Source organism: Carboxylicivirga taeanensis (genome assembly GCF_051851475.1).
Taxonomy (GTDB): domain Bacteria; phylum Bacteroidota; class Bacteroidia; order Bacteroidales; family Marinilabiliaceae; genus Carboxylicivirga; species Carboxylicivirga taeanensis.
The window spans coordinates 67,370-83,417 of sequence record NZ_JBPUSJ010000016.1 but is presented as its reverse complement, the minus strand read 5'-3'; the positions used below and the strand labels follow the sequence as shown (position 1 = coordinate 83,417).

The following is a 16,048-nucleotide window of genomic DNA, read 5'->3' as shown; positions in this document are numbered from 1 at the left end:
TTTTGAGCGGAGAGTGGGGGATTCGAACCCCCGGTACGGTTGCCCGTACGTCAGTTTAGCAAACTGGTGGTTTCAGCCACTCACCCAACTCTCCAATTTTTTATCTCTTTCGTTTAAGAGAAACAATCGCCTCATCTTCTCTAACCCTCGTCCCCTTTGCGATTGCGATTGCAAAAGTAGCAAATAGTATTAAACCTCCAAAATTAAAATGAAAAAATTCTACACTTTTTATTCTGGACTTTTTGTTCGGATACCTTAACTAATTATCGATCAAAAAAAAAGCTACCCGAAGGTAGCTTTAAAAAAATTAATCTTTTTTCGGTGGCTTATTACCTGGCTTGGAAATTGAGTCTCTCATTGCCGTATCTGCTTCAATGTTTTTAAACTTTAAATAGTCCATCACGCCCAGATTACCACTTCTAAATGCTTCTGCCAGGGCTTTCGGCACCTCGGCTTCCGCTTCTATTACCTTAGCACGGGCTTCTTGTGCTTTTGCTTTCATTTCTTGCTCTAAAGAAACAGCCATTGCACGTCGCTCTTCGGCTTTAGCCTGTGCAATATTTTTATCAGCCTCAGCCTGGTCCATCTGTAAACCAGCACCAATGTTCTTACCTATATCAATATCAGCAATATCAATGGAAAGAATTTCGAAAGCCGTTCCTGCATCCAGTCCTTTTCCCAAAACCAATTTAGAAATCGAATCCGGATTCTCCAACACTGCTTTGTGCGATACTGATGAACCGATGGATGAAACAATACCTTCACCAACACGAGCAAGAATTGTCTCCTCGCCGGCTCCACCAACCAATTGCTTAATATTCGCACGAACCGTAACACGTGCTTTAGCAATTAACTGAATCCCATCTTTGGCAACAGCTGCCACCGGAGGGGTATCAATTACTTTTGGATTTACCGACATTTGAACTGCTTCGAACACATCCCGGCCTGCCAAATCAATGGCCGTCGCCATCTGAAAATTCAAGTCTATATTAGCCTTTGCAGCTGATACAAGTGCATGCACAACGTTCTCTATATGTCCGCCAGCTAAGTAATGCGCCTCAAGCTCATCTCTTTTCACACCGGGCAATCCGGCTTTAGAGGCTTCAATTAACGCGCGTACAATCACTCCCGGTGGTACTTTACGAATACGCATCAGCACCAACTGGATTAAGGAAATACGAACACCTGAAACTAATGCCGAAAACCAAAGTAGGATTGGCACATAGTAAAGAAATAAAAAGACAACGACAATAATCGCTGCAATTAAAAAGATAGGAGCTAAACCTGCCATTTAATTAGTTTTTGGGTTTGACAATTATATATGTTTTATATACTTCTTTTACTGTTACTTGTGTGTTTTCATCCACAAAATTTCCCGGACATTTACCTTCAATTACCTGCCCATTTATCATTACCTTCCCAATAGGGTTTAGGCGTGTAATTGCAATGCCTTCATCACCAACATGAATAGTGCTTTCCTGCACGGTTTCTACGCTGCCCCCAATTTGCGAATGCAACATTAAGCGGTTCCAGGTTTTGGCCCTGAAAGACAGAACCAGAATGATTACCCCAACAAATAAAGTACTTACAAGGGCTATACTCCCATAAGTAACGCCATAACTCTGATAAGCAAGAAAGATGCCTCCGGCTGTAAAAATAAAACCTCCTATACCTGCAAATGTGACACCTGGGAAAACAAAAAACTCCAAAACGAGCAAAAACAATCCTAAAAGGATAATTAAAATAATTACGAGTGCTGACATAAGATTAATCGATTGTAACCAGTAAATGTTCTTCTGACAATAGTTCTTTGAGAAGCAGCAAATCTTCTAAGCTTCCCGTTTTAATTTGACAGGCACCCTTGTAATGGGTTAAAAATGCACATTGCTCTGCCTGAACCGCATCATGCTCACAAACTTCGCAAAGCACATCAATGACATGATCAAAGGAATTTATGTCATCATTATGAAGTGTTAAGGAACGCACTTCATTGCCGTTACCTTCCCTGTTATACTCCTCACTTCGTTTACTAAAAGAAACCATACTTTAAAAGTTTCTATAAAATAACCATATTTTTTTGTGAAAAACTAATTTCTACCTTTTGAGTTCATCTGTCAGGTTAATTTGTTTACCGTCTTTAAACACGACAATAAATGCACCTGAAAACCCGGCAGCCTGCACCTGTTTGATATCCTTCTGAGCATCGGCATAAGAGCTATATTCTCCGGCAAAATATTTGGTGAGTCCTTTAGATGGCAGGGCCAGCCTCGAAATGGGCGGTATTTTAGCTACAGCTGCCTCATCCGGTTCGTTTCTAAATACACCAATCTGTATTTTATACACCAGCCCATTACCTGTCGCTTTACTAAAGGCATCTGCAACCACTTGAGCGGGCTGCTTGAGCTCCTCAACCGACCCTTGTAGTTCCTGATACGTTTTGGGCACTCGTTTTGGAGATTCCTCCTCTTGTATCTCAATATTACCAGGCTCCATATCTGCAAATGTTTTAAGCCCTTGCTCCTGCATTCCCACTCCGGCCCGCTTGATGGCGCCGGCCTTTTCATAGTCAATAGAAGAATAGCCCAACATTGGATTCAATATTTCAGTTGCCTCCTTCATATACGCACGACCTTCCGCCTGGGCATTTTCCAGAAAAGACAAATCCTCATCGCTTTTAATGAGTCTTAGCTCCTGCAATTTCTCATCATAGATGGCATATTTGAGGTCGAGTGATTTATGGTATAGAGCAATGGCAATCTTCTTTAAATCGGCTGCTTTATCCACATAGGATTGAGCTGAACTGAGCTCATCGATACTATCCTTCTCTCGCAAAACATCTAAAACCGACTCACTCTGTTCGGTCATGTTATTGGCTTTTTCCAGTAGCTTGGAGGATTCGAGAGTGAGAATATTCCCCCAAATGTACAATGAGTCGGAACTATTCAACTTATTAATTTCATCGGGCGAAAACAACTTACTATACATCAGTTCCAGTTCGGCCAGTTGTCGGGCAAACTCCTCATCGGCATAAAAGGTATAATCTTTTGGGATGAATATTTCTTCCAGGTTGGCAATGCCTGCTTTAGGTTTTTTCTGCCCAACTGCCGAGTTATAGCTTCCGGCGGCAATCATTGCTTTGATTTTTTCAATTTCTTTCACCCTTGACTGATAGAAGTTTTCCTCAATCAAATCATCTAATCCATAGACTTTTTTCTCTAATGCCAATATATCATTAACCAAAGCGGATAGCTCAGCCTCAGAATTAGTGCGGGCATAAGCATAACGCTTTTGCTTCATCAAGTCCGCAAGGCCGTCTCTGTGGCTCTGCAGCCGCGTTCCCTCCTGGTAAAATTTCTTCGCCTCCTCACTTTTGAAGTGATCAATATGCGTGTATTCTAAGGTATCGGCTATCAGAAAATGAAACTGAATTCCTTTATTTTTTTGTGCGTCTCCGGCTTTTTTGTCGCCATCACCTCCATCGTCAAACACTTCGCCCGAAAGCGTTAAGGCTGCTTCTGCACGCACTTGATTAATGTCTTCAACAAAATTTTTAACCACCTGATCGTCCCATTTAACCGAATACACAATCAAGGTCGAGTCATTGGTTTCACGATTGGAAGCAAACCAGGCAATCCCATTAAATTCATCAGCCACAAACAAAAAATCATCTTTGGGTGAGTTAAAAGGGATGCCCATATTAACGGGCTCCAGAAAGGTTTTTGTTTCGGCGTCGAAGTAGGCTTTATATAAGTCATAGCCCCCCAAGCCTCCTTCTCGGTTGGAGGCAAAAAAGATGGTTGAGCCGTCAATCAAAACAAAGGGCTGATAATCATCCGCCTCCGAATTTATTGCCTCAATTGCCTTACTTTCACTCCAGCCATCAAGCAACTTTTCCATTTTATAAATAGCCTCACCTTGCTCCTCGCTTTTCATGGAGAAGTACACTTCATCTCCTCTTTCGGTCAGGTATAGTATTCCTTTAGGATCAAGCCCCGATTCAAAAAAGGCCTCGTTATGCATAACTTTTCCAACATCGCGCGCCGGATGGTAGGCCGAAAGGATTGCATCAGCGGCAACGGTATCTCGCTGGTAAACCGTTAACGAAAAGATTTTTGCTGCCTGCTTCAACCCAAACTCACACTCGCTTTTGTACTTAAGGGCATGTTCATTGCGTATGTCAGAAGCCGAAGCATATCTTAAAAAGCGCTCATACTGCTTAATGGCTTCAGTAAACTCATAAGTGAGCTGATAGGCACGTCCCAGATAATAGTAGGCATCGCGACTAACCCCTTTCATTGCAGCATACCTTAACCGCTTTACAGCCTGAGAAATATCGTTGTTGTTTTTTAATAAGCAAATACCGTAATAGTAGTTATACTTTACTTCACGATCATACTTCCCCAACAAGTAGGCGTAGGCTTTCTCAGCTTCAGCATAATTCCCTTCCTTAAACAGCTCTAAAGCCTCTTTCGATGAATAAGCTTTAGTCTGTGCCTCAACTGAATGGGTTACACCTAGTATTAAAACTGCTATTATCGCTATTGATTTTAAATAATGCATTCGGTTATTTTCTTTCTGTGTAATTAAAAACTCAAAATTAATCAATACGGTTTAAATAGCTAAATGGGAGTTGAAAATATTCCAGACACCCTCCTCGCCTTCTTCCTTCTATTAACAGTAACAAACAACACTTTTATTGGTTATAATGAATGTAACACCAGTCATTCAACTGTTAATAACTTTTGAACCATGGCCCCTATAAATCGTTCTTAATTAAATATATTTGTAAATTAGGAATAAGGCACTTTGCGCGTCTATATTCCGCTCAAAAACAGCAGAGTAATGTTAAAAGTAGGAGACAAAGCCCCCGTCTTTAAGGGCATTAATCAAGATGAAAAAGAGATTAGCTTACACGATTTTTCAGGCAAGAAAGTAATCTTATACTTTTACCCGAAAGACAACACGCCCGGGTGTACAGCCGAATCCTGTAATTTAAGTGAAAACTATGATGAATTAACATCTAAAGGGTTTGAGGTGATTGGTGTTAGTCCGGACAGCATTGCTTCACACAAGCGCTTTATAGCCAAACACAACCTGCGTTTTAACCTCATTGCTGACACCGAAAAGGAGATACTGCAGCAATACGATGCCTGGGGTTTGAAAAAAATGTATGGCAAAGAATACATGGGCGTGCTGCGTAAAACGTTCATCATTGACGAAAACGGGCTCATTATCCAGATAATTGAAAAGGTTAAAACAAAAGATCATACTAACCAGATTTTGGAAGCTTTGAACCAATAGCCTCCGTTCCCTACAAAAGAAGAAACAGCTTAAAATCAACATAATGGCAGAAAAGAAAGAAAATAATGTGAATCAAGAAAAGCTGAAAGCACTTCAGCTGACCATGGATAAAATAGACAAGACCTACGGCAAAGGCACCATTATGAAAATGGACGACACAGCTATTGAAAACATACCTGTTATTTCATCAGGTTCCATAGCTCTCAATCAGGCGCTGGGTGTAGGTGGTTTTCCGCGTGGGCGGGTTATTGAAATTTATGGTCCTGAATCGTCTGGTAAAACAACCCTGGCAATTCATGCAATTGCTGAAGCCCAAAAGATGGGCGGCATCGCAGCCTTTATTGATGCAGAGCATGCATTTGACCGTTTTTATGCCGAAAAGTTAGGGGTTGATCTTGAAAACCTGCTAATTTCGCAACCCGACAATGGTGAACAGGCCTTGGAAATAGCCGATCAGCTTATCCGCTCGTCAGCTATCGACATCATTGTGATTGACTCTGTTGCCGCTCTTACACCTAAAGCTGAAATTGAGGGCGACATGGGTGATTCGCGCATGGGTCTCCAGGCTCGACTCATGTCGCAAGCCTTGCGTAAGCTCACTTCAACCATTAATAAAACAAATACAACTTGTATATTCATCAACCAGCTGAGGGAAAAAATAGGTGTGATGTTTGGTAATCCGGAAACAACTACCGGTGGTAATGCCCTGAAGTTTTACGCATCCGTTAGACTTGATATCCGTCGGGTGACACAAATAAAAGATGGTGAAAATATAGTTGGTAGCCACACACGCGTAAAAGTGGTGAAGAACAAGGTTGCTCCACCATTTAAAAAGGCTGAGTTCGAAATTCGCTATGGTGAAGGTATTTCACGCATAGGAGAAATTCTCGACATGAGTGTTGAAAAGGACATTGTTAAGAAAAGCGGTTCGTGGTTTAGCTACGGTGAAACAAAACTGGGGCAGGGTCGCGAAGCAGTTAAAGAAGTCATCAAGGACAACCCAGAGCTGGCAGACGAACTGGAACAAAAAATCTTGGAAGCCATTAAAGCAGAGGCAGCCAGCAAATAATAAAAAAAGGCGAGCAGTGTTGCTCGCCTTTCTTAATATTATCCGATTACGGTTCGACCACCTTTAAAGAGTAGTGCACATCAACCGTATAATTTTCGGGAAATTTCGGCAGGAGTAAACACCTCCTATTTTCATACATTTTACCGGGCCGCTGTAACTGCCCATTCCCAAAAGAGGCAAAATAAACATCAATTCGCCGGGCCTGATCATTTCTGAGAACTTCTATTCGGGTTGTTTTTATGGCATCATTGCCATTTTTTACGTACTGACTGCAAATAACCACACTTTTTTTATCAAAATTAATTCTACCAAAGTCAATCGCATCGCACTTTGCATTATACTTTAATGGTATCTGCTTAAGATCATCCATACTTTGAGCCACCTCAAAATTATTTATTTGCAGACAAAGTAAAGGATCGATCGACATCTCTTTGTATACAACAGGCGTTTGAGCCAGTGTGAACTGCAGTAAACAAAAGACACTAATAACGGTAAGACGGATTCTTTTCATTCTTTTTTCGATGTTCTTGGAATTTATACCATAAACATAAGCTTTTAAGCGGTAAAAATGAAAACTACTCCACAGCTAACTCCTTTCTAAAGCGTTTTTGTTTACGGATGAACAAAACAACGAACAGTGTTTTCACCACAACGCCCCCCGTTAAAAACCACACATACAAATGCAGCATCTGTTCTGTTTTTCGCAGGTACACAGCAGTAAATATAAGCAGGAGTCCAAAAATCAGAAGCACTATTTCGGCACCTAACTTAACTCGACCAAAACGCACTCCCAGAATCAAATAGGCCAACTTCATGGTACCACCCACCGCAAAGCTTATGGGGACCCAAGGTCCTTCTATGCCCATAATTTTCAATAATATGCCCACAAGAATCAGTGTTCCGCCACCCATTATCAGGTATTTTATCTTATCCATATTTTTTTGTTTAAATTCAACAAATGTCAAACAGCCATTCAATTAAATAGTTCACAGTTTATTTTTCTGTTTTTTGCATAAAAACTTAAAAGCACGGGCGTTGTTCTTTATATTTAGGCTGAATATTAAACCAAAAGTTTTAAGAATGAAAAACTATGCTTTCCTGATATTTATAAGTATTATTCTCACGATTCATTTTCTCGTCAACTATTATATCTATCACAGAGGAATACAATGGCTGGAGACCATGCCATCACTCAAAACCGCTTTCAGAATTGCAATGCTGGTTTTGCTTATTGCCTATCCGGCAGGTCGTTTTTTAGAGCACGTATGGTATTCGCCCCTTTCAAACACCTTACATTGGATAGGCGCCTTCTGGTTTGCCGGCATGCTCTACTTTACGCTGTTAATTTTTGCAACAGACATTGTGCGACTGGTAAATCATTTCTTTCAATTTTTGCCTCAGCCAGGTACCAGCGCCTACCTGAGTTTGAAATTGTACGCCGGCCTGAGCATAACCGGACTTAGCCTGCTGATAATTCTGGCCGGATTTCTGAATGCCTGGCATCCGAAAATTAATACATTCAATTTAACGATAAATAAAACCGTAGATGGCCCCAGACAGATTAAAATAGTGGCGGCTTCCGACATTCACCTGGGCACCATAATCGGTCCGCGAAAAACGCGCAAGCTGGTCAAAACCATAAACGCACTAAAGCCTGATATCATATTATTTGCTGGCGATGTTGTAGACGAAGATGTTGGCCCCGTTATTCGGCAAAACCTGGGCGAAAGCCTTCGCCAGTTGAGCGCGCCTTTTGGGGTTTATGCCTCCACAGGCAATCATGAGTACATTGGTGGAGTTGAGCGCTCAATCGCCTATCTCGAAGAACATGGTTTAACAGTTCTCCGCGACACATCAGTACTTATCAATGATCAGCTCTACATCATTGGTCGTGAAGACAGGGATAAAAACCGCACAGCTGTTCCGCGTAAAGAAATCAGTCAGCTACTCGCACATATTGATCAGAAAAAGCCTTTAATCATGCTTGACCATCAGCCATATAATCTGGATGAACCAACACAACAGGGCATCGATTTGCAAATATCAGGACACACCCACCACGGACAGCTCTGGCCTTTTGGCTTTATCACACAAAAAATATTTGAACTCAGCCGGGGCTACCTGAAAAAACAAGACAGCCATTTTATTGTCAGCACAGGCTTTGGCACCTGGGGGCCGCCGGTGCGTACAGGTAACCGTCCTGAGATACTGGAAATCAACCTTCAGTTTCAACCACTATCTGGTCAATGAAGATAAATCGAGGTCGGTAATGCTATCGCCGAGCTGGCCGGCCTCAATCATTTCTTCAACCACCTTTAGTTCTTTCGACAGCTTTAGCTTATTAGCCGAATTAGAGCAATAGGCAATCAAACCCTTGAGCGCATCGGCCTGGATAATGGCCACATCTGTTTTTGCAGGATGATTCAGGTAATTGAGGGCGTAAAAAACCAGGTAAACACCGGCCAGTTCCGACTCATCCTCAAACAGTTCTTCAAGCTTATATTGAATACCACAGGTCTTTTCCAGCCAGTTTTTTACATAAGCAGTGGCCACCTGGCGCTGCTCATCTTTTTTATCGTAACGCACACCAGTTAAATAGCAGCAGCACTCCATGGCCGCTTCCTTAGCCTCTGCTACTTGACTGGCAGCTTGCAAATCAATCTCTTTCAAGTAAGAAAAATCCTGCCCTGTAGCAATAATGGCACTCAGTGAAATTAAACAGATAAGAAATACACGTTTCATTAGGACTCTTGAGTTTAATAGGTTATTAATCATAAATCTATTACGAACGAATGCACGAACGTGCATAATCTTTTGACAAAAGGCCTGTTAAAAATGACGAACTATTATTTGATTCTGATTAAACAAAATGGTAATGAAGCAGATATAACCCCTCAAACACTTCCCCCTTCAGGCACCCAAATTAAATGGCCAAAAACCTTATATTTGCACGGTTTTTGATACCTAACGACCACTAACAAATAAGATAACTAACCAATGTTCCGAATCTATTTACTTATATTCCTCCTTTTCATTGTCATCAGCACTTTTGCTCAAACTATCCAGGTTAGAGACCAACAAACCCACCAGCCATTGGAACTGGTTGCCATCTTTTCACAAACACCTCAGGTAAATACCATTACCAACATCAAGGGCCAAAGTGACGTAAGTGCTTTTAAAGGTCTCAACAGTATAATTTTCCGACTGATTGGCTATGAAACCCTAGAATTAAGTTATGATGATTTGATGCACTCAGGATTTAAAGTCTACATGGAGCAAAGCGAGTTATCACTGGATGAAGTGGTGGTATCTGCCACCAGGTGGAAACAAGGACGACGGGAAACACCAGCCAAAATATCTGTTATAAAACCGAAGGATGTTAGCTTCGTAAATCCGCAAACAGCTGCTGATCTGATTGAAATGACCGGCGATGTGTATATACAGAAAAGTCAGATGGGCGGTGGTAGCCCGATGATAAGAGGCTTTGCAACCAATCGTGTTCTGATAACCATTGATGGGGTGCGCATGAATAATGCCATATTCAGAAGTGGAAACGTTCAAAATATTATTTCGCTCGATCCCTTTGCTACCAACAGAGCCGAAGTTATTTTTGGCCCCGGTTCGGTTATTTATGGCAGTGATGCCATTGGGGGTGTAATGGGCCTATACAGCTTCGACCCCATTCTTTCACACAATAAAAAAAGTCTGGTTAAAACGAATGCTACAGCCCGGTACTCGTCGGCAAACAGCGAAAAAACTGGCCACCTGGATCTAAATCTTGGCTTTAACAAACTGGCCTCTTTCACCTCCATAACCTTCTCTGACTTCGACCATCTAAAAATGGGAAGCCATGGCCCCAATGACTACCTGCGCCCCGAATATGTGAAGCGCATCAATCATGAAGACATCATTATTAAAAATAGTGACAGTCGCGTGCAGGTGCCAGGTGCCTATAAGCAACTCAACCTGATGCAAAAGGTAAAATACATGCCTGATGAACACTGGCAGTTTAACTATGGTTTTCATTACTCTGAATCATCCGATGTGCCCCGCTACGACCGGCTTATCATGTACAGTGGTGATGAACTAAAATATGGCGATTGGTACTATGGGCCACAAAAGTGGATGATGAATAACCTGAATATTCAATATTCGGCCAGTAACCAATATTTCAATCACCTGCAATTAATTATTGCCCATCAACACTTTGAGGAAAGTCGCCACAATCGCAAATTCAACGAAAACGGCATTACCCATCGAACAGAAAATGTAAATGCACTGAGTTTTAACCTGGACTTCGAAAAACACTGGGAAAACGGGAATAAACTATTTTACGGTGCTGAGCTCATAACCAACAAGGTTGGCTCAATAGGAATTAAAGAGGACATCAGTAATGGCAGCACATCGCCTGCTTCCTCCCGCTACCCTGACGATTCACACTGGTTGTCGGCAGCATTGTATGGCAATTACCTTTTACCAGTGAGCGAAAAAACCAATGTACAGGCAGGTTTGCGCTACAATACCGTTTATTTGAATGCGGATTTCGATAATACCTTTTACGATTTTACATTTAACAATACCTCTCTGTCAAATGGAGCCTTTACCGGTAGCCTGGGCGTCATCCACAGCCCCAACAGTAACTGGCAATTGAGCAGCTCTGTTTCAACCGGTTTTAGAGCACCCAATATTGATGACATAGGTAAGGTATTTGACTCAGAACCAGGTGCCGTAGTCGTACCCAACCCCAACCTTAAGCCCGAATATGCCATTAATGGCGAACTGGGAGCCGCCGTGGTCGTTATCAAAAAATGGAAGGTGGATGGGGCGGCCTACTTCACACATTTAAACAATGCATTAGTGCGACGTGATTTTCACATCAACGGACAAGACAGCATTCTGTATGATAATGAATTAAGCCGCGTTCAGGCCATTCAAAATGCTGCCAAAGCGTATGTTTATGGCATTCAGGTGGGTATTGAATACAAGTGGAAAAATGGTTTTAGCGCCTCTTCGCGTTTCAACTACCAAAAAGGTAAAGAAGAGTTGGAAGATGGCAGCTACTCTGCCCTTCGCCACGCAGCACCCTGGTTTGGCACCACGCATCTGAGCTACGAAAAACAGAAGCTCAAGGTAGATGTATTTGCAAAATACAACGGAGAAGTTTCGTACCATAACCTGCCACAGTCTGAAGTAGAGAAAGACTACCTGTATGCTAAAGACAGAAATGGTAATCCTTACTCTCCCGGATGGACAACTCTAAATATTAAAGCGCAATATGCGTTAAAACCATACGCAAGCTTAACGGCCGGAATAGAAAATATAACTGATGAACGTTACAAGGCCTACTCATCCGGCATTGCTGCCCCCGGACGAAACTTCATCGTTTCATTACAAGTAAGCCTCTAATCGGCCTTTGGAAACAGAATATTTGGCCCAATAACGTTAATTAATCACAAATAATGCCTCATTGCAGATAGATTACTACTTATATTCCAAAAAACGGTCTATCTTTGCGGCTCAATAAAAATTAGGACCACTCCGGTCACTTTCAGTAGCACATCGTGGCATATTTGCTAACTCTGGGTAACAGCTGCAAGAACGTGGTAGCGGGTGGATAAAGAGCAAATTATGCAAACATTTAAAGAAGCAGGACTTCCTGAGGAAATCCTTAGTGCCATTAGTGAGCTTGGCTACGAAACTCCAACACCGATCCAAAGTAAAACCATTCCTGAAATTCTAAATTACGGTAACGACCTGATAGCCCTGGCACAAACCGGCACAGGTAAAACAGGCGCATTTGGATTACCGGTTATTCCGCAGATTGAAAGAGCAAACAAAACCGTGCAGGCGCTGATTTTGTGTCCAACACGTGAACTTTGCCTGCAGATTACAAAAGATTTAAAATCATACGCTAAAAACTACAGCGATTTATACATTACACCTGTTTATGGTGGTGCTGAAATCCGCACTCAAATTAAATCATTGAAACGCGGAACACACATTGTAGTAGGAACACCTGGTCGTATGAATGACCTCATTAACCGCAAGGCTATTGAGTTAGGTGATGTACGCTGGTTAATATTAGATGAGGCAGATGAGATGCTGAACATGGGTTTTAAGGATGACCTTGAAAGCATTATGGCCCAAACTCCTGAATGGCGCCAAACACTATTGTTCTCGGCCACTATGCCACAGGAAATTGCCCGCATATCGAAAAAGTACATGCAGGATCCGGTCGAAATCAGCGTTGGTAAGAAAAATCAGGGTGCCGAAAAGGTAGAACACCATTACTACATGGTACAGGCACATGACCGTTACCGGGCACTTAAACGCATTGTGGACGTTATACCTGATGTCTATGGCATCATCTTTTGCCGCACACGTCAGGAAACTAAAGATGTGGCCGACAAGTTAATGGCAGATGGTTACAATGCCGATGCCTTGCACGGTGACCTGTCGCAGGCACAGCGTGATTTAGTGATGCACCGTTTCCGTAAGAAGCACTTGCAGTTATTGGTTGCAACAGATGTAGCAGCCCGAGGAATCGATGTTACCGATCTGACACACGTGATTAACTACAACCTGCCAGACGACATTGAGGTTTACATTCACCGTAGTGGCCGTACAGGTCGTGCCGGTAAAGAAGGTATTGCAGTCTCAATTATTCACTCGCGCGAAACTCATCGTATCAAAGCCATCGAAAAGATTGCGAAGAAAACGTTTGAGAAAAAGATGGTCCCTTCAGCAGATGAAATCTGTGAAAAGCAGCTCTTCCATTTCCTTGAGCGCGTAGCGCAAACAGAGCTGGAAGAATCTTCACCTGTTAATACTTTGCTTCCGGCTGTGTACGAAAAGCTCGACAGCATGGATAAAGAGCAGTTGATTAAACAGTTTGTTGCCGCTGAGTTCAACCGCTTTATGGAGTATTATAAAGATGCGCCAGATTTGAATATTTACAAAGACGAAGCTGGTAGGAAAGGAAAACGCGAACGTGGCGGAGTCCGCTTCAGCCGCCTGTTTATGAATGTTGGTAAAACCGACAAATTGACTTCAGGTGATGTAATTGGACTGATCAACAGCAACATGAAAGGCATTACCGTGAAAATTGGTAAAATTGAGTTACTGCGCAACTTCTCATTTATTGAAGTAGATAAAGAGTATGAGCAGGAGCTGATTAATAAGCTGAATAAAACCAAGTTGAAAGGTAAAAAAGTGAGCCTCGAAGTAGCATCGCCTAAACCCGCTGGGCGCAAGAATAAAAGAAAATAGCATAAAGCTGTATATTATAAAAGCCGCATCTCCTCTGGAAATGCGGCTTTATTATTTATTGCCCTTTTAATGCATTGAGCAGGGTAGCAAGTAAAGCCTCCTGCTGCTCAGAGCGGTTGGCATCCAGCACGCCGGCTATCACCCCACGCTGATAGGCTATTTTAACCTTCCCCAAATACGGATCTTCAAAGTCATAAATCTTTTCCTTGAGTTTTTTCTTGTATTTCAAGCGCTCAAAGTACTTCGTCATCAACTGCTGACAGCTGGTGTCATCTCCCTGAAAAACAAAGAGACTAAAACGCTCTCCGGCAGCAGAATACTTAACGGTACATACGCCATTGAAACCAGTTATCCCCATAAAATTTTCAGGCATAAACCGTTCGCTTAATTCAATTTTACCTTCAGCCGGAAACAACTGAAACTGCCGGGGTAAATAGCAGGTTGAGCAAATTCGCCGAGCTACTTGCTCTGCGAAGTCAATAAACTCAGCATCGGACACTTCAGGCCGGCCATTATACACTTTCGCATAGTAATTATCTGCTAAAAAAAAGATAGCCCCTCCCTCTTTGAATCCCTGTGCTCCAATGGCTTCCATGCGAGCGGCTTGGGGGCGTTCCTCGGAGTAAATGCCAAAAGCTCTTAGCGGGTCGGCATGTCTGTATAATTCAAGGGTGAGCAGCTGTCCCTGGTCATTTTCATAATCCACCACCCATAAATCCTGAAAATCGTAGCCCAGGTAGAAATCTGATGCTCCATTGATATAGTCGTACAAGTTATCGGCCGAATAATACTGCTTCTCTCCTACTTCCGACCAGCCATCTATTGTAGAAAATTCATCAGGATATTCCTGTGCGAAAGCAACTGTGCTTACCAGGTAAACTATCAATAATATATAATTCTTCATGAGATAAAATAATGGTTAACAAACTAATCAAATACACCTCCTGCGGATAGAAAAGGCCAAAACCATATCTTAGGAAATAAAATCATCAGGCACATCAACCAAACGACTCACTGCTTTCACTTTTTCGCTAACAGCAAAATTTTTAACGCAGCTAACCTGGCAATTACTGCAATCTGAGCACGGATCATTAACCACATCCATAGTGGCCAGCAACTCTTTTGCTTTGCCCATCTCACGGTATCCATAGGTATACATGTACGACCGCATAATTTCAGGAATTGGCAAATTCTGGCGACACTGTCCTGCACACTGGTTGCACGCATTACAATACAAACCGGCATAATCACGGGCAAAACTCAGATCCTGCTCCTCCTCTTTTGTCAGTTTTAACTTTTCCATCACACTCCAGCTTTCTTCCAGCTGATCGATGGTGGCCACACTTGGTATAGATGTGCAAATATTTTCGTTTTGCAAGGCCCATTTTAATGCCGCCTTGGTGTTTACCGCTTGGGTTTTATCTTTATCCAGAAATCCACCAGCCATCGTTTTCATGGCCACAAACCCAATGCCTTTTGCGGCTCCTTCGGTAATGGCCGCCTTAATAGCTTCAATATGATCTTGCTTGAAGTTATATGCCGTTAACACCACATCATAAAGTCCGGCTTCAATAGCAGCGCGTATCACTTCCGGTTCATTTTTGTGGGTTGACACGCCTAAATATTTACATTTACCTTGCGCTTTGGCCTCTCTAGCAGCCTTCATCACTTCAGGATGCTGCACCGCTTGCTTCGTCGACAAAGCATGTACATACAAAAGGTCTACCGATTTCATTTGCAAGCGTTCCAGACTGATATCTAACATCTCCAAAAATTTATCGGCTGTAAAACCATCGCCAATCAAGCCAGTTTGTCTATCCATGTCCTCGGGCACAATTTTAGTAACGGTAAACAGTTTACTTAAGTCCTGCCCTTTGAGCACTTCACCCAGCATAGTTTCGTTTTTGCCTTTTTGATAACTATGGGCTGTATCGAAATGCAAAACACCTTTGGCCAGACCCGCCTTAATCATCGCCGCATCTTTCATGGCACCCATACTTACAATGGGAAGCCTAATGCCTGTTCGACCAAGTGTTCGGTAAATAACTTTATTAGATTTTTTGGTTGTTCCTTCTACCGTATGAGGCAGTAGTGTTACGCCTGCCAGTCCGGCAACTGTCGTCTTCAGAAAATGACGACGGGCATTGGTACTTGTTCTTTTCATCATTATGGGTTTTTAAAGGGTTATGAAAGTTAATTAAAAATGAACGCAGTCAACACAGTAAACATCAAATTAACAGGTATTTATAAAGATTCTTGATAATTACATTCACTCCCTGCCACTGACCAGAAGCCATTCAGAATCGGTCCAGCCGCCTGTAGCCGGCCAAACCTTTCTATTGTACAATCCGTAATTACATGCTTGAATACTGATAAAACTCAAACCGCGATTATAAATATCTTCTTAAC

At 42.3% G+C, this 16,048-nt stretch carries 14 protein-coding genes and 1 tRNA gene; 5 read left to right on the top strand and 10 right to left on the bottom strand.

What is annotated here, in order from left to right; all coding sequences use genetic code 11:
* Positions 1-7 precede the first annotated feature (7 nt).
* From ACSX1H_RS17330 to ACSX1H_RS17310, 5 genes are all read right to left on the bottom strand, one after another.
* Positions 8-94, bottom strand: a tRNA-Ser gene (locus ACSX1H_RS17330).
* Positions 95-307: 213 nt separating this feature from the next.
* On the bottom strand, positions 308-1,291 hold the full coding sequence (gene floA, locus ACSX1H_RS17325) for a flotillin-like protein FloA (protein ID WP_439185502.1): 984 nt from the start codon (positions 1,289-1,291) through the stop codon (positions 308-310).
* Between the two features lie 4 nt (positions 1,292-1,295).
* On the bottom strand, positions 1,296-1,763 hold the full coding sequence (locus ACSX1H_RS17320; RefSeq protein WP_439185501.1) for an NfeD family protein: 468 nt from the start codon (positions 1,761-1,763) through the stop codon (positions 1,296-1,298).
* Positions 1,764-1,767: 4 nt separating this feature from the next.
* Entirely contained in the window at positions 1,768-2,043 is a 276-nt protein-coding gene (locus tag ACSX1H_RS17315; RefSeq protein ID WP_439185500.1) for an ATP-dependent Clp protease adaptor ClpS, read from the bottom strand.
* Positions 2,044-2,094: 51 nt separating this feature from the next.
* A complete protein-coding gene (locus tag ACSX1H_RS17310; protein ID WP_439185499.1) occupies positions 2,095-4,560 on the bottom strand; it encodes a hypothetical protein in 2,466 nt (821 codons plus the stop codon).
* A 282-nt stretch (positions 4,561-4,842) separates the two neighbouring features.
* Between ACSX1H_RS17310 and bcp the strand changes: the two genes are divergently transcribed.
* Positions 4,843-5,301, top strand: a complete 459-nt coding sequence (gene bcp / locus ACSX1H_RS17305; protein ID WP_439185498.1) for a thioredoxin-dependent thiol peroxidase — start codon at positions 4,843-4,845, stop codon at positions 5,299-5,301.
* Between the two features lie 43 nt (positions 5,302-5,344).
* A complete protein-coding gene (recA, locus tag ACSX1H_RS17300; protein ID WP_439185497.1) occupies positions 5,345-6,370 on the top strand; it encodes a recombinase RecA in 1,026 nt (341 codons plus the stop codon).
* Positions 6,371-6,416: 46 nt separating this feature from the next.
* Here the strand turns inward: recA and ACSX1H_RS17295 are convergent, their stop codons facing one another.
* Together ACSX1H_RS17295 and ACSX1H_RS17290 are read right to left on the bottom strand one after the other, a co-directional pair.
* Positions 6,417-6,881, bottom strand: a complete 465-nt coding sequence (locus tag ACSX1H_RS17295; protein WP_439185496.1) for a hypothetical protein — start codon at positions 6,879-6,881, stop codon at positions 6,417-6,419.
* Positions 6,882-6,945: 64 nt separating this feature from the next.
* Positions 6,946-7,305: a hypothetical protein gene (locus tag ACSX1H_RS17290; protein WP_439185495.1), complete on the bottom strand. Its 360-nt coding sequence runs from the start codon at positions 7,303-7,305 to the stop codon at positions 6,946-6,948.
* A 145-nt stretch (positions 7,306-7,450) separates the two neighbouring features.
* Here ACSX1H_RS17290 and ACSX1H_RS17285 point away from each other — a divergent pair, with 145 nt between their 5' ends.
* On the top strand, positions 7,451-8,620 hold the full coding sequence (locus tag ACSX1H_RS17285) for a metallophosphoesterase (protein ID WP_439185494.1): 1,170 nt from the start codon (positions 7,451-7,453) through the stop codon (positions 8,618-8,620).
* Here the strand turns inward: ACSX1H_RS17285 and ACSX1H_RS17280 are convergent.
* Positions 8,606-9,112: a hypothetical protein gene (locus tag ACSX1H_RS17280; RefSeq protein ID WP_439185493.1), complete on the bottom strand. Its 507-nt coding sequence runs from the start codon at positions 9,110-9,112 to the stop codon at positions 8,606-8,608. The genes ACSX1H_RS17285 and ACSX1H_RS17280 overlap by 15 nt on opposite strands.
* A gap of 255 nt (positions 9,113-9,367) precedes the next feature.
* Here ACSX1H_RS17280 and ACSX1H_RS17275 point away from each other — a divergent pair, with 255 nt between their 5' ends.
* Together ACSX1H_RS17275 and ACSX1H_RS17270 are read left to right on the top strand one after the other, a co-directional pair.
* Positions 9,368-11,776, top strand: a complete 2,409-nt coding sequence (locus ACSX1H_RS17275) for a TonB-dependent receptor (RefSeq protein ID WP_439185492.1) — start codon at positions 9,368-9,370, stop codon at positions 11,774-11,776.
* 222 nt (positions 11,777-11,998) lie between these two features.
* Positions 11,999-13,639 (top strand): DEAD/DEAH box helicase, encoded by a 1,641-nt coding sequence (locus tag ACSX1H_RS17270; RefSeq protein WP_439185491.1) that lies wholly within the window; start codon positions 11,999-12,001, stop codon positions 13,637-13,639.
* Between the two features lie 55 nt (positions 13,640-13,694).
* Here the strand turns inward: ACSX1H_RS17270 and ACSX1H_RS17265 are convergent, their stop codons facing one another.
* Positions 13,695-14,543 carry a DUF6599 family protein gene (locus ACSX1H_RS17265; protein ID WP_439185490.1) on the bottom strand — a complete coding sequence of 283 codons (849 nt, stop codon included), beginning with the start codon at positions 14,541-14,543 and terminating at the stop codon, positions 13,695-13,697.
* 69 nt (positions 14,544-14,612) lie between these two features.
* Complete coding sequence (locus ACSX1H_RS17260) at positions 14,613-15,806, bottom strand: aldo/keto reductase (protein WP_439185489.1); 1,194 nt, start codon at positions 15,804-15,806, stop codon at positions 14,613-14,615.
* Positions 15,807-16,048: the final 242 nt, after the last annotated feature.

Coding starts and splice junctions, on each gene's coding strand:
- ACSX1H_RS17290 (WP_439185495.1), bottom strand. CDS start 7,305: ATGGATAAGATAAAATACCTGATAATGGGTGGCGGAACACTGATTCTT.
- ACSX1H_RS17315 (WP_439185500.1), bottom strand. CDS start 2,043: ATGGTTTCTTTTAGTAAACGAAGTGAGGAGTATAACAGGGAAGGTAAC.
- recA (WP_439185497.1), top strand. CDS start 5,345: ATGGCAGAAAAGAAAGAAAATAATGTGAATCAAGAAAAGCTGAAAGCA.
- ACSX1H_RS17320 (WP_439185501.1), bottom strand. CDS start 1,763: ATGTCAGCACTCGTAATTATTTTAATTATCCTTTTAGGATTGTTTTTG.
- ACSX1H_RS17270 (WP_439185491.1), top strand. CDS start 11,999: ATGCAAACATTTAAAGAAGCAGGACTTCCTGAGGAAATCCTTAGTGCC.
- ACSX1H_RS17285 (WP_439185494.1), top strand. CDS start 7,451: ATGAAAAACTATGCTTTCCTGATATTTATAAGTATTATTCTCACGATT.
- ACSX1H_RS17265 (WP_439185490.1), bottom strand. CDS start 14,543: ATGAAGAATTATATATTATTGATAGTTTACCTGGTAAGCACAGTTGCT.
- ACSX1H_RS17280 (WP_439185493.1), bottom strand. CDS start 9,112: ATGAAACGTGTATTTCTTATCTGTTTAATTTCACTGAGTGCCATTATT.
- ACSX1H_RS17295 (WP_439185496.1), bottom strand. CDS start 6,881: ATGAAAAGAATCCGTCTTACCGTTATTAGTGTCTTTTGTTTACTGCAG.
- ACSX1H_RS17260 (WP_439185489.1), bottom strand. CDS start 15,806: ATGATGAAAAGAACAAGTACCAATGCCCGTCGTCATTTTCTGAAGACG.
- floA (WP_439185502.1), bottom strand. CDS start 1,291: ATGGCAGGTTTAGCTCCTATCTTTTTAATTGCAGCGATTATTGTCGTT.
- ACSX1H_RS17275 (WP_439185492.1), top strand. CDS start 9,368: ATGTTCCGAATCTATTTACTTATATTCCTCCTTTTCATTGTCATCAGC.
- bcp (WP_439185498.1), top strand. CDS start 4,843: ATGTTAAAAGTAGGAGACAAAGCCCCCGTCTTTAAGGGCATTAATCAA.
- ACSX1H_RS17310 (WP_439185499.1), bottom strand. CDS start 4,560: ATGCATTATTTAAAATCAATAGCGATAATAGCAGTTTTAATACTAGGT.